Raw genomic sequence first — 13747 nt, 5'->3', positions numbered from 1 at the left:
ACAAGCTCAAGGCGCTGCGCGTTGTAACGAGGCTTTCAAGGTGACATTGAGGGCATCGAGTGCGTCTGCGTAATGGGCGCGCGTAGTTTTAGACAAGCCCGGTTTGGCCAAAGCCTTCTCTAAGGCATTGACCAACTGGCGTGCATTTTCACGCAAGATGCTGCGCGCATCTGCAGGCCATGGCCCGGCAGGCTTCACCAACACATCAGTCATACGCCGCAGTTGTTCGCGCTGCAAATTGCGACGCATCAAGCTGGTTTCTTGGCCTGTTTTGGCTTCCGCCCAAATAGCATCTTGCAAGGCGTCATAGACTTCAGACAAACCAAGCGTTTCTTTGGGATCGTTTACCTTCATGCCCACTTCTGCTAAGCGAGTAGCCACAGCAGGTGAGTAAACATGATCCAAAATTTCTTTTTGAACACCGGCTACCAAACGCGCCACAGAGGTCTGCATGCTGCCATCTGCTTGCGTTCTTTCGAAACGATCAGTTGCCAAACGTGCAATGAACTCAGGTTTAAATTTAAAGCTGTCTGTGCCAAAGAAATCTTTGGTAATCAAAGCCAATGCTTCTTTTTGCTTGGCTGCGCCAACTGGCTCAAACACTGCGTTCTTGCTACCGGCACGTTCGCGCCGAATGTGCACACCGCCAATGTATTTGGCAGCCAAGGGGGCAACGCGGTTGAGTTGATTGAAGCCACTGCGGAAGCTTCGCGTCAGGCGCTCGTAGCTTTCACCGGTTGCCAAATTCATGTTTTGCAAACGGTCCCACAATTCGCGAGACAACTTCATGCGAAGTTTGTAATAGGCCAAAGGATCTGAGCCCAAGTCAAATCGATTGACCAGTGGATCGACACCGCCCATGTTGCCGTAGCCTGCGTCTTCGTCGGAATCGTATTGCAACTCAGGCTGGCCGGCCTTGGACAATATTTGTGCGAGGCCCTGCTCTTCTTGACCGGCAGCGAATTGTTTGTAACCAAACTCGACCGCCCAATAGTCGTATGCGCCCAAAGTGGACATCACATACTCACCTTGTTTTTCACCCTTGGGTGAAATGTTGTAGGGGTTGTAGTCCATGACCGAGGAAGCCACACCATTTTGTTTGGTGAAATTAGGATCTTGAATTTTCTTCAAGTCATAAATGGTGGAAGCACGGAAATTGTGACGCAAGCCGATGGTATGACCCACTTCGTGCATGATCACATCCTTCAGGTAGGCTTTGGCCAAGGCATCAGCCTCTGGGCTATCGAGTTCTAAGCCGCGGGCCTCCAACAAATCCAAGGCGTAGTGCAACTCTTCCGCGGCATCTGCCGCATGCTCACACATTTCTCCATCTGCGCCACGGACGCGGCCCAAGTCTTCAATGACGGCTCTTCGAGCGCCACGCGTAAAGACATCAGACATGCCAATGTCGGCATCTAATATTTCGCCAGTGCGAGGATCGGCATGCGAAGGGCCAATGGCAAAGCCAACATCGGCACCAGTGAACCACCTGACAGACGCATGCTTAGCATCCATGTTGTTGAAGTCGTCAGTAGCCTGTTGCTGCTTGACCACCAATGCGTTTTTGAAGCCGGCTTTTTCAAACGCTTTGTTCCATTCCAGAACACCCTGCGCAACTGTCGCACGGTATTTCTCTGGAATGTTTTTGTCTAGCCAATACACAATGGGCTCTTTGGGTTCGGAAACCACTGCCGCTGGCTCTTTCTTTTCTAAGCGCCAGCGCTTCACCAAATGCGATTTGGGTTTGACGTTCAAATCGGTGGTGTAGTCGGTGCGGGGTACCGTGAAAAAACCCACACGCTCGTCGGCCACGCGAGCCTGCATCGGATCAGGCAAAGGCATAAAACTGTAATAAAACGACACAAACATGCTGCGCGGATCGGGTGTAGCGCTTGGCGGCGGTGGCGTTGGCACGGGTGAGGGTGTCATGGGGGGTGCAGCAATTCTGGGCACAGAGAAATGCGCCCTCACCTCCAAACCCGTTAGTGTGCTGGCGTTTTTAATCGCTGAGAAAGAAGTGTTGCGAGTATCTAAGCCAAATGGCATGCGAAATGCAGCTTCCAAGCGTGTTTGATAGCCAGGAATATCTGAAAACAAAAGGCTGTTGGCTTCAATCAAGATCGATTTGGTTTCGGGGTGCGGCTGCGTCAGCACTGCGGCGCTGCTCATTAAGCTGTCAGAAAAAGATTCAGCCACAAACTGCGCTTGAGGCGTTCCTTCTTTGGCAAAAAATTGCGTGTTCTTCGCAATCAGCTGAATTTGGTTGCCAATCTTTTTAAATTCAACCAACTTGGAACCACCCATTTGGCTGCCGTACAAACCACGCTCGCCCACAGAACGCGGAATGTTGTAGCTAAAGAAAAATGGCTTTTCTAATTGGCTGGGCAAAATTTCAAGCCAGACCTTGTCGTCTTTTTGATGCAAGGTGAAGTAGCCCGTTGTGGCCTTCGAGTCCTTCAGGAAATCTTTCATAGGTCGCAATGCACCAGGGGCAGCTGGCGGTGCTGCAGGGGCAGTTGCCGCACCTGGGGCTGCACTGGGCGCTGCATTGGCAGGGGCCGCAGTAGGAGCAGTCGGGGTTTGTGCATGGGCAACAGACAAAAGCCATGCGCTTAAGCAAGCAGCGGACAGAGGAGCAAGTTTGAAAGATGGTGTTTTGAAGCTCATCGTGCGTCTTCCCTAAAACAGGTGGTCATTGAATCCCTATCATTCTAAAGATCTCAGTATTCGGGTTATTACCAAGTTCGATCAAACGTTGAACAGCGAACTACTTCAGTGACACAAACTATCAAGAAGACATCCACAAAATTCCGATGGGGCTCATGTGCTGCAAGGGCGCAGGGTTTGTCCGTGCCTGAAACCCGCCTTGAAAGCCGCAAAATCTAGCCATGACGGCAATTATTTTGGTCAATCCTCACGCAGCAGGGGGACGTGCACGCAAGCTTTACCCACAAGTGGTGGCTTGGTGCCAATCACACACTGCCCTTGCACAACACGCCGCCGTGGTCATGCCAGAGACCATCTCGGAAGCCTTGACCCTTTTGAAACAATTGCCTTCCCCTTCTAGGGTGGTCATAGTGGGTGGCGATGGCACTTTGAATCAAATGCTGCCTGGGTTAGTTAACCGCGATTTTGAGGTGGGCTTGGTACCTTACGGCAGTGGCAATGATTGCGCCCGGTCTTGGGGCCTGCACACTTTCAAATGGCAAAAAGCAATGGAGTTTGCTTTGACAGCAGCGCCCAAAACCACCGACATGGGCAAAGTTCAATTGGCAAACGGTCAAACCTATTTTTTTCACTCAAGCCTAGCCATTGGCTTTGATGCCTCTGTCGGTAACAGAGCGCTAGCAGGTCCCAAATTATTAACGGGCTTACCCCGATATCTTGTAGCCACATTGAGAGAGCTGTTTCATCTCAAGAACTGGCACCTGAGCGTTCACTTAGATCAACATTTTTTCTATGAAGGGATTTGCCTTTTAGGCTCGAGTCTTAACACATCAACCTACGGCGGGGGCATGCCCGCCGTGCCACATGCACGCATCGACGATGGTCAGTTAAATTTGCTGCTGGCGGGGCAATTCAATCGCGCACAAACTTTGCTGATGCTTCCCAGATTGCTGATTGGCAAGCACTTGGGGCATGCGCGCATTCAATGCAAAGCATTTAGTCAGGCCAACATCAACAGCACGGAAGAACTCCCGATTGCAGCTGATGGCGAAACACTTGGCCACGCACAAGAACTCATCATTCAAGTACTGCCTGGGGCATTGAAAGCTATCCGGGTTTAATTTACTTTTTTAAGACACCAAAGCCAGCGCCGATGAATACTTTTTCTAGGATATTTTTGGAAGGCGTGGCAAAGCCTCCACAAACTTGAGACACATGGGATGCATCCACGTGGTCTAGGGCATCTAGGCCCATGTTGGCGCCAATCAGTGGCAACAAATAAGAGCCACCCGTCAGGAGCAACAACGCAGGAGTGGCGATGGTTCTGGTGAGCTTGATATCGTCATGGAGTGCGGCCAATTCAAACGACCGTTGGCATGCAGGATCATTGAATTTTTCGGCATGAGGACTGATACTGTCCGCCATGCTGCGGGTATTGCTAGCGCAAGCCGTGAGACTGATCAGCGCCATCAAGAGCACAATTCGAAAGACGCCTTTTAAAGCACGCAACATCTTGAGGACCTTATTGAGGCTGAAATTCCGGCACACCCATTTGCCACAACATAAAGGCTTGTAGGTCTGCGGTTCTTTGATTGGCTTGGTTGGCGCTAGAACCCGAGCCATGCCCAGCTTCGTAATCCAATCGCAATAAAACGGCTTGTTGTCCCTTTTGGGCATCGGCCAGGCGTGACGCAAACTTCAAACTCTGCCAAACATCGACGCGCGAATCGTTCACGCCATGCATCAGCATGGTTGCAGGGTATCGAATGCCATTTTGAATGGCATGGTAAGAACTGTTACGCAGCAAAGCTTGAAACTCAGGCTCGACTTTCACTGTGCCATATTCAGGAATATTGGCCACCCCATTGGCTCGCTGCTCTGAGCGCACCATGTCTAGCACTGGCACTGAAGGGACTGCAGCAGCAAACAGATCAGGCCGCTCTGTCATGGCTCTGCCTACAAAAATGCCCCCAGCACTGCCGCCATAAATTCCCAACTTGGAAGGACGGGTGTAAGCATTGGCCACCAGCCACTCGGCGACGGCAATGCCATCTTTCCAAGTGTTGAACTTGGTCGTTTTTTGGCCAGCTTCATGCCACTGACTTCCCAATGCGCCACCGCCCCTGACGTGTGCAAAAACATAAATACCGCCGCGCTCCACCCAAGTCATCACGCCATTGCTGCGACCGGGCTCCTCCGTGGTGCCATAGGCACCGTAGCCATAAAGGATGGTGGGGTTTTGTCCATTCAATACTGTATCTTTTCGCATGATGATGGACACGGGTACTTTGACGCCATCGTGGCTAGGCACCATAACTTCCTTGGCCACCACTTCTACTTTCTGAACAGGCTCTACTGGGGGCGCTAAATTTAAGCGAGTCAATTGCGCGTTATCACCGGACACAACATAACGTCTTAAGGGCTGCGTCCAACTGCTAACAGCCACCACCAAGTCCTTGTGATCCACACTGCCCGACACACTCACATTGCCTTCTAAAGGCAGCGACAATTTTTCTAGAACAGCAGGACTGCCCTGCGACAAGCGCAGCAATGACGTGTTCACACCCTCTCGGCGCGTCACATACAAAGCATCTTGCGTGGCTGTGATGGTTCTTAAGACACCCTCTGATTCAGGCAGCAGCGTTTCTGCTTTTGCCATGTCCAAATCGGATAATTTCAGTTTGAGAACTTTGAATCGTGGCGCATTGAGTGCGCTTCTTAAATACAAATGACCCTGACCGATATCAAGCTCTCGCACATTTGCAGATTGGTTGAACACCTCTTTCCATTTGGCTTGACCCGTTAAAACCTGATCGAGGTCAGCCACATACATGGCCAAGCGGCGGTCAACACCAAAATTGATAACCATTCCTGCAAGTGATGTCCCCTTTATTTCTGCAACAGAACCGGTCGCGAAGCTGGGCAGCTTAAGTTCGGGATATTGAGAGACACTAAAAACACGAAGTTCTGGATTGGGGTTTTTCAAATCCAGGTAATAGCGTCCCGTATCCGCAAACCGCTCTGTCGACTTCATCCCCTCATAACCAGGCCGAAGGCGAGAGAAAAACAAGCCCTGTCCGTTTTCGCGCCAGCTTGCCCCTGCAAATCGAACCCGATCGATGGGGGGTAAAACTTCTTGCCCAGTGACCACATCAAGGAGGTACATGCTGCCAATTTCTGCACCGGATGCATGCAGCCCGTAGGCAATCAGCTTGCCATCCGGCGATGGATGAAAACTTTGAATGGCGTGCGGCTTGCCTTTTTCTTTGGTGATTTGTTCTGGATCAACCAAGATTTTTTCGTCACCATTCAAGCCATCACGCCACACCAATTTAGCTTGCGACTGACCTTGAGCCCGTTTCAAATAAAACCAGCGATTGTCTTTGGTTCTGTAAATGGAAGAAATGAGGGTGCCAGCGACCAATTCCTTTTCTTTCAAGGCGCTCAAAATTGAGAGTCGACCCGGAATACGCTGCAGAATTGTTTCTGTCGCCTCGGCCTGTGCTTTCATCCAAGTCACAACGGCAGGATCTTTAACTTGCTCCAAAAATCGGTAAGGGTCGTCAACTTTGACACCCCAATAGGTGTCTTGAACAATTTGGGCAGCCAAGGGAGGTGGCACATCCACACCCGCAAATTTAAAAGCGACGGGTTGAGCACTCACAGCCCAATGGCTAAGCCCCCAAAGACCTAGCAACACTGCGTTAAATATCGTTTTGATCATTTTCTATCCTGCCCACTTCAAATTGCTTGGCATGATAACTTCCCGCCATTAGATGGGAAAGCCTCGTACTTGTTAACCTAAGTCTTACGCCAAACATTGAAGAATCCAGAGATCCTCTAGTATTTCAATGAATCGTCATTTTTTTGGTCTAATTGGCCTAGAGTTCAATCCTAAGTGCAGAGCACGGCCAGTGCTTTCAAATCATCTTCCCATGCAAGGCCCCATGAACAGCCCATCAATTTACGGTGCATGCCATCGAGCCACACCCCTTTTTCATAAGAACCCCGTAGCCAAACTCACGGGTATTGCTTTGCTGTGTGCACAAATGGGCGTCTTTGCACAAGATGCCGGTGTGGGTGGGCAATCTGAGACCAGCTCCAATGCACAGCCCAGTGCCATCCAAAGCGTCGAAATTGTGGCGCGCCAAGGTTCGACTGAACTGAGACGAGCAGCCAGTGTGGCCAAACAAATTTATGGCCGCGAAGAACTTGACCGCTATGGCGATACCAACGCGCTGGATGTGATGCGCCGACTGCCGGGTGTCAATGTGGACTCGGGCGGCCCTCGCATGCGCGGGCTTGGCGCTGGTTACACCCAAATCTTGATCAATGGCGATCCAGCCCCGCAGGGCTTTAACTTAGACCAACTCAGCCCCTCACAAATTGAACGCATCGAAGTCATTCGTGCGCCCACAGCCGATCAAAGCGCGCAAGCTGTAGCGGGGTCGATCAACATCATTTTGAAAGAGACGTCACGGCGCGCTCAAAGTAATTTGCGCATCGGTGTTGCAAAGGGCTATGAGCGTCCTGTTGCCAACCTCAATTACTCAATCAGCGAGTCCAATGGACCCCTGAGCATGTCTTTGCCGGTTTCTATTTTTGAGTGGAATCGTCAAATTAAAACTGCGACGGAACGCCAAATGCCTGGGATGGATGGCCAAAGCGCCACGTCTGAACAATTGGCAAGTGCCCTCTCTCACGGATGGGGTTACAACGTCTCGCCACGCTTGAATTACAAATTCAGCGATGAGCAGACATTGGCCATCGCCACGTTTTTCCAAAAAGGTTTTTGGAATTACAGAACGGACAACGTCAATCGGGCCCTCAATGGCAGTCCTGTGTTTGATGACGACACCATTCAAAACGGTTATTGGGAAAATCGTCGAGGCAACCTGACCTGGATCAACCGATTCAGTGAAGATCAGCGCATTGAGATCAAGCTAGGTCTGCAACAGTCTCGCTCTACCTACGATGCGCGCAACATTCTCACCAATTCTGTTTATTTGCGGAGTGTTGGCGGCAACGAAGAACAGTCCGTCACCCAATCGGGCAAATACAGTCACTTGCTGGGCACAGAACACACCCTGACCGCGGGTTGGGATCTTGAAAGCAAGAACAGAACAGAACGCAGAAGCACTACGGACAGTGCTGGCAACGCCCTCCTGCCAGCTTTTGAAGGGCAAGCGTTTGAAGCACAAGTCCGTCGACAAGCCATCTACATTCAAGATGAGTGGGAGATTTCTCCTCAATGGCAACTTTACTTAGGCCTGCGCAATGAGCGCATTGCCTCTGAAAGTGAAAACGTCTCCTACCCGGTCAGCAACGCCAGCAGTGTTTTGTCGCCACTGGCCCATGTCACCTACAAGTTTGACCCCAAAAGTCGTGACATGGTGCGAGCCAGTCTGACGCGAAGCTACAAAGCACCCGGCCTCAACGCGCTGTTGGCGCGGCCCCAAATCAATGGCGGCTTTACCAACATCAGCCTCACCAATACCGCCCTTTCCCCTGACCGCATTGGCAACCCCAATCTTGTGCCTGAATTGGCCACAGGCCTCGACATCGCTTACGAGAACTACCTCACCAACGAGGGTATTTTCAGTGTCGGAGTGTTTCAGAGAAACCTGACAAACGTGGTGAGAAACGTCACCTCGCTCAGAAGTGTCGATTGGGCGAGTGCCCCGCGCTGGGTGACCGAGCCACAAAACTTTTCAGACGCCGTGACACGAGGTATAGAGTTTGAATTACGCGGCCGAGCTTCAGAGTTAATGCCGCAGTTGTTAAGCCATGCCAAGGCACTTAACTTGCGAGCCTCTCTCAGCATCTATCATTCGAATCTGAAGGCTCTGGCTGGACCTGACAATCGTTTGGATGGCCAGCAACCCTGGTCGACCAACTTAGGCTTTGATCAACGCATCAGTGGCTTGCCCCTGAACGTGGGAGGCAACTTTAGCTACACACCTTCCTATGACACGCGCCAGACCACTGAGCAACTTTTCAAGCGATCAAAGGCTCGCAGCATTGATGTGTTTGCCATGATGTTCTTGAGCCCTACGGTGTCCTTGAGGGCTGCAGCCAGAGCTGGCACTCAGCAATTTGGCCCTCCAAACTTAACTACGCTGACGATGCTGTCCAATGGCGACTATTCGAGGGTGTCGCGGTACGAAAAACCGCAACTCAATTTGACGATGGATATCAGGCTTTAATGTAAAAAGGCCCTTTGAATTATTTGGGGTCAGATCAACATTGTTTGATTTGAAAAAACACTTTCTGCCTTCAGCACAAACTCACTTCCCACCCAAACTCACCCACAAAAAGGTATTTTCTAGCGCCACCAAATTAGCACGCTGTTCATTGTTGGCTGCGCCGCCATGACCGCCTTCTGTGTTCTCGAAATAAAGAACATCATGACCCTGATCAATCATTCGAGCCGCCATTTTTCGTGCGTGTCCAGGATGAACTCGGTCGTCGCGTGTTGAAGTTGCAAACAACACCTTGGGGTACTTCACCCCCTTCTTCACGTTTTGATAAGGACTGTACTGGCTGATATAAGCCCATTCTTCGGGCTTATCTGGGTTGCCATACTCAGCCATCCAACTGTTGCCCGCCAACAGCTTGTGATAGCGCTGCATATCTAGCAAAGGCACGCTGCAAACCACAGCGCCAAACAATTCAGGTCGTTGCAACATGACCGCACCGACCAATAAGCCTCCATTGCTGCCACCCATGATGCCAAGGTGTTGTGGCTTGGTAATTCCGACTTTGATTAAATCTTCCGCCACCGCGGCGAAGTCATCATAACTTTTTTGCTTGTTCTGCTTGATGGCACTCTGATGCCACGTTGGGCCAAACTCACCACCCCCTCGAATGTTGGCAACCACAAACACGCCACCGCGCTCATACCAAGTGGTGCCCCAGCCGCCGCTGTAATACGGTGGCGTTGAAACTTGAAAGCCGCCATAGCCGTACAGCATAGTGGGGTTGGTGCCATCTGTTTTTGCATTTTTTGGATAGACCACAAAATACGGCACCTTGGTGCCATCTTTGGAAGTGGCGAAGCGCTGTTCAGTTCGCATGCCTGCTTTGTCAAAGAAGCTGGGGTTACTTTTGAGAAGCTCACGCTCGTCACTGCCGGCTTTGCCCAAGTAAAGACTGGCAGGCGTTAGAAAGTCGACATATGACAAGGTGTAGTGATTGGCCAGCGGGTCGTCCTTGACAAAAGGATCGTGCAAACCAATTGCATTCAAGGTGCCAGGCGAAGGTGCTTTCACTTCGCGTCGCTGCCAGGTGTTGCCCACAGCCCTTAACTCTTCGATGCGGCCAGCGACGTTGTCCAGAATATTGAGCAGCAAATAGTCTCGAGTGGTACTGGGTCCACTTCGCGCCAAGGAGCGTGTGGCTGTGGGCTCAAACAACACTTGGTAGCTGCGCTCACCCTTCATGAGCGCATCGAACTTGATGGCCAATAAACTGCCACTTTTGTAAGTGGTCGATGCCACTTTCAAATCACTCTTGAGCAACAAAAATGCCCAATCGCGCTGCCAAGACAGCGTCGCATCGCTGGGCTTGTCAATCTTGACCCATTGACCCTTCACCAGCAAATTGATTTCTGTGTTGTAAAAATCTGTTGCGCGACCAACAGTAACGCGCTGATAGCCCGGGGTTTGATCAACATTGATAAACGTCGACACGTCCGCCTCTAGGCCCTCAAACACTTGGTTTGCCTCGCTCAAGGGAGTGCCACGCTTCCAAAGTTTGATGATGCGCGTGTAGCCACTCTTGGTCATGCTGCCTAGACCAAAATCTGTCCCGACATACAAAGTGTTGATGTCCAACCAAGCCACCTGTGACTTGGCCTCTGGCAAATTAAAACCATCCTTCACGAACTCGCGCTTGGCTATGTCAAACTCGCGCGTCACCTTGGCATCGGCACCACCACGCGACAATGAAATTAAACAGCGCTTGTAATCAGGGGCTAAGCAATTAGAGCCACCCCACACCCAGTTTTCACCTTCGGCTTTGGCCAAGACATCCAAGTCAAGCAAGACGTCCCATTGAGGTTGTGCTTTGCGGTATTCGTCCAAAGTGGTTCGACGCAACAGACCTCGTGGATTGCTTGCGTCGCGCCAGAAGTTGTAAAAGTAGTCGCCTCTGCGGGAGACCCCAGGAATTTGATCACGGTTGTCCAGCACCGCACGTACTTTGGTGCGATTGTCTTCAAACACAGGATGCGCCTGAATTTGTGCCGTAGACATGGCATTGCGCTCACGCACCCACGCCAGCGCTTTGTCGCCCTGCACTTCTTCAAGCCACAAATTGGGGTCGTTGGTGATTTGATTCATAGATTGAGCATTCACAAAAAAAGAACACGCCAAGGCCGCAGCGCCAAGGCTAAGTCGCAAGCCAAAAGAAAGCACATTGAGTTTCATAAGGGGCTTCTCCATACACCAGCAAACATCATATCGATGACTTTACTACGTGTTCAAAAAAAAGATGGCCGCAGTCTGCTTGAGCTTGAATTGGGTGGGTGACGATTTCTGGTACCCCAGTATGAGGAACCCACCCAATTCAAGCTCAAGCAGCGAGCACAGCAATGACTTAAAAAAAAGCAAAAAAAAACCGCTGACAAAAGTCAACGGTTTTTAAGTTTGGCTGGCGGAAACGGAGGGATTCGAACCCTCGATGAGGCTCTACACCCCATACTCCCTTAGCAGGGGAGCACCTTCGGCCACTCGGTCACGTTTCCAGCACTCAAAAATTATATCAGGCTTGGTCTAGGTCAAAAGCCTTGTGGAGCGCTCGAACGGCCAATTCCATGTATTTCTCATCAATGACCACAGAGGTTTTAATTTCTGAAGTGGAAATCATCTGAATGTTGATGCCCTCTTCGCTCAATGAGCGGAACATCTTGCTGGCAATGCCCACATGGCTGCGCATGCCAATGCCCACAATAGACACTTTGCAAATTTTGGCGTCGCCCGTGACTTCGGTGGCACCCAAAGCCGGCACGACTTTTTCTTTCAGCAAATCCATGGTGCGCGCAAAGTCGTTGCGGTGCACTGTGAAGCTGAAGTCGGTTTTGCCTTCTTTACTGATGTTCTGAATGATCATGTCAACTTCAATGTTGGCATCGGCCACAGCGCCCAAAATTTGAAAGGCAATACCTGGCTTATCGGGCACGCCCACCACAGAAATTTTGGCTTCATCGCGGTTAAAGGCAATGCCGGAGACTACGGCTTGTTCCATTTTTTCGTCTTCCTCAAAAGTGATCAGCGTGCCAGATTTGGCTTCTTCATTGATATCGATGTCCCAAGGTGTGAAGCTAGACAACACACGCATAGGAACTTTGTATTTACCCGCAAACTCAACAGAGCGAATTTGCAAAACTTTAGAACCGAGGGATGCCATCTCTAACATCTCTTCAAAGCTCACGGTGGTGAGGCGACGAGCCTCAGGCACCACGCGGGGGTCGGTGGTGTACACGCCATCCACGTCGGTATAGATCAAGCACTCGTCGGCTTTCATGGCCGCAGCCACAGCCACTGCGGAGGTATCGGAACCACCACGGCCCAAGGTGGTGATGTTGCCATCGGGGTCCACACCTTGGAAACCGGTCACAATGACCACGCGGCCGGCAGCCAAATCTTTGCGAACGCGAACGTCGTCAATCGATTCGATTCGGGCTTTGGTAAATGCGCTGTTGGTCTTGATGGGCACTTGCCAGCCAGCGTAGCTGACCGATGCCATGCCCTCAGATTGCAAGGCAATGGCCAGCAAAGCAGAAGAGGCTTGCTCGCCTGTGGAGGCCAGCATGTCGAGTTCGCGGTCGTAGGCCGTGTTGGTTTTGGCGGGCGCCAATTCTTTGGCCAAGCCCAACAAGCGATTGGTTTCGCCGCTCATGGCGCTGGGCACCACCACCATTTGGTGGCCAGCCCTTGCCCATTTGGCGACGCGTTTGGCCACATTTCGAATGCGCTCTGTCGAGCCCATGGAAGTGCCGCCGTATTTGTGAACGATCAGTGCCATTTTTAAAAGTTATTAAAGGGAAATTTCAGCAAAACCCAACAATTGTACCCGGGAGAACCCTGATTTTGAGGGGTTTTGAGGGCCTAATTCTCAGCCGACCACTCTAAAATCGGGCCTTCACGGCGCACATAGCCTCGCCCCACCTTCAAACGCAGTTGATGGCCCCGAGTGGTGCAAGCCGCAATTTGAGAAAGAAGTTCGGTCATTTGCACCGCGCTGGGGGTGGTTTGATGCTGAACTTTCAACCAATGCCGCAACACCAAAGACTGCCTGGCCAGACTTAATTGCTGAACCGCCTTGATATTGGGCGAACCATATTCCTGCACTGACGCCAGGTCCACTGCGGCCACCTCGTTCAAGATATCTTGAGCTTCAGCAGCGTGCGAGGCACTGCGCGCAAAGGTGTCCCTGAACTGAGGAAAGGCTCGCTCTAAAGCCGGCAACAATTGCGCTCGAATGCGGTTGCGGGTGAATTGCTCGTCTTGGTTGGTGGGGTCTTCCACCCAAGCCACTTGCGCATCCAAGAGGTACTCGCGCAACTTAGCGCCAGGCACATTCAACAAGGGGCGGTGCCATTGCAAACCATCACGCGTCCACTTGGCTGGCATGCTGGCCAAGCCTGCAAGACCTGCACCGCGCGACAGCGCCAGCAACAAGGTTTCAACTTGATCGTCTGCATGTTGGGCCACAGCGACATCTTTCACGCCCTGCAATGCGGGGTGTGTATGAACAGCTTGGCTCAGAGCCGCATAGCGCGCGCGTCTTGCAGCGTCTTCCGGACTCTGGCCTGCTTCATTTTTGGCATTGACTTTGCATTGCACCAAAGGCACTTGCAACTGCTCGCACAGCTGCTGGCAATGGTTTGCAAATTGATCGGCTGCGTCTTGCAAACCGTGGTGGATGTGAATGGCCCTCACCTGCCCTGGCCATTGCCTGACGCAGTCCAACAACAAGGCGGTAGAGTCTGCGCCGCCGCTAAACGCGACAGCCATGGGCAAGTAAGGCTGAAAACTGGGGGGCAGCAATTGGCTGCCACCTGCAGATTGATTTGCTG

8 protein-coding genes and 1 tRNA gene are annotated in these 13747 nt (G+C 51.5%); 2 read left to right on the top strand and 7 right to left on the bottom strand.

Annotated elements, in window-relative coordinates; genetic code table 11:
- Positions 1–6 precede the first annotated feature (6 nt).
- A complete protein-coding gene (locus tag AMM03_RS01500) occupies positions 7–2667 on the bottom strand; it encodes a zinc-dependent metalloprotease (RefSeq protein ID WP_090128706.1) in 2661 nt (886 codons plus the stop codon).
- Positions 2668–2888: 221 nt separating this feature from the next.
- On the opposite strand from AMM03_RS01500, the gene AMM03_RS01495 reads away from it, so the two are divergent.
- Entirely contained in the window at positions 2889–3788 is a 900-nt protein-coding gene (locus tag AMM03_RS01495; RefSeq protein ID WP_090128705.1) for a diacylglycerol/lipid kinase family protein, read from the top strand.
- Position 3789: 1 nt separating this feature from the next.
- On the opposite strand, the gene AMM03_RS01490 is transcribed toward AMM03_RS01495, so the two are convergent.
- Positions 3790–4179 (bottom strand): hypothetical protein, encoded by a 390-nt coding sequence (locus AMM03_RS01490; protein ID WP_090128704.1) that lies wholly within the window; start codon positions 4177–4179, stop codon positions 3790–3792.
- A gap of 10 nt (positions 4180–4189) precedes the next feature.
- On the bottom strand, positions 4190–6391 hold the full coding sequence (locus AMM03_RS01485) for a prolyl oligopeptidase family serine peptidase (protein ID WP_090128703.1): 2202 nt from the start codon (positions 6389–6391) through the stop codon (positions 4190–4192).
- Positions 6392–6614: 223 nt separating this feature from the next.
- Between AMM03_RS01485 and AMM03_RS01480 the strand changes: the two genes are divergently transcribed.
- On the top strand, positions 6615–8873 hold the full coding sequence (locus AMM03_RS01480; protein WP_194942717.1) for a TonB-dependent receptor plug domain-containing protein: 2259 nt from the start codon (positions 6615–6617) through the stop codon (positions 8871–8873).
- 81 nt (positions 8874–8954) lie between these two features.
- On the opposite strand, the gene AMM03_RS01475 is transcribed toward AMM03_RS01480, so the two are convergent.
- The 4 genes from AMM03_RS01475 to tilS all read right to left on the bottom strand — a co-directional run bounded on the left by AMM03_RS01475 (position 8955) and on the right by tilS (position 13685).
- Complete coding sequence (locus tag AMM03_RS01475; RefSeq protein ID WP_090128701.1) at positions 8955–11096, bottom strand: prolyl oligopeptidase family serine peptidase; 2142 nt, start codon at positions 11094–11096, stop codon at positions 8955–8957.
- A 224-nt stretch (positions 11097–11320) separates the two neighbouring features.
- Positions 11321–11413, bottom strand: a tRNA-Ser gene (locus tag AMM03_RS01470).
- A gap of 17 nt (positions 11414–11430) precedes the next feature.
- On the bottom strand, positions 11431–12693 hold the full coding sequence (locus AMM03_RS01465) for an aspartate kinase (protein ID WP_090128700.1): 1263 nt from the start codon (positions 12691–12693) through the stop codon (positions 11431–11433).
- 83 nt (positions 12694–12776) lie between these two features.
- Positions 12777–13685, bottom strand: a complete 909-nt coding sequence (gene tilS / locus AMM03_RS01460; RefSeq protein ID WP_228764526.1) for a tRNA lysidine(34) synthetase TilS — start codon at positions 13683–13685, stop codon at positions 12777–12779.
- Between the last annotated feature and the right edge of the window lie 62 nt (positions 13686–13747).

Origin of the sequence: Limnohabitans sp. Rim11 (assembly GCF_001269365.1) — a bacterium.
Taxonomy (GTDB): domain Bacteria; phylum Pseudomonadota; class Gammaproteobacteria; order Burkholderiales; family Burkholderiaceae_C; genus Limnohabitans_A.
This window is presented reverse-complemented; position numbering and strand designations above follow the sequence as displayed.

Excerpts from the sequence above, each read along its gene's own strand:
- AMM03_RS01475 (WP_090128701.1), bottom strand. The coding sequence starts at position 11,096 with ATGAAACTCAATGTGCTTTCTTTTGGCTTGCGACTTAGCCTTGGCGCT.
- AMM03_RS01485 (WP_090128703.1), bottom strand. The coding sequence starts at position 6,391 with ATGATCAAAACGATATTTAACGCAGTGTTGCTAGGTCTTTGGGGGCTT.
- AMM03_RS01480 (WP_194942717.1), top strand. The coding sequence starts at position 6,615 with ATGAACAGCCCATCAATTTACGGTGCATGCCATCGAGCCACACCCCTT.
- AMM03_RS01500 (WP_090128706.1), bottom strand. The coding sequence starts at position 2,667 with ATGAGCTTCAAAACACCATCTTTCAAACTTGCTCCTCTGTCCGCTGCT.
- AMM03_RS01495 (WP_090128705.1), top strand. The coding sequence starts at position 2,889 with ATGACGGCAATTATTTTGGTCAATCCTCACGCAGCAGGGGGACGTGCA.
- tilS (WP_228764526.1), bottom strand. The coding sequence starts at position 13,685 with ATGGCTGTCGCGTTTAGCGGCGGCGCAGACTCTACCGCCTTGTTGTTG.
- AMM03_RS01465 (WP_090128700.1), bottom strand. The coding sequence starts at position 12,693 with ATGGCACTGATCGTTCACAAATACGGCGGCACTTCCATGGGCTCGACA.
- AMM03_RS01490 (WP_090128704.1), bottom strand. The coding sequence starts at position 4,179 with ATGTTGCGTGCTTTAAAAGGCGTCTTTCGAATTGTGCTCTTGATGGCG.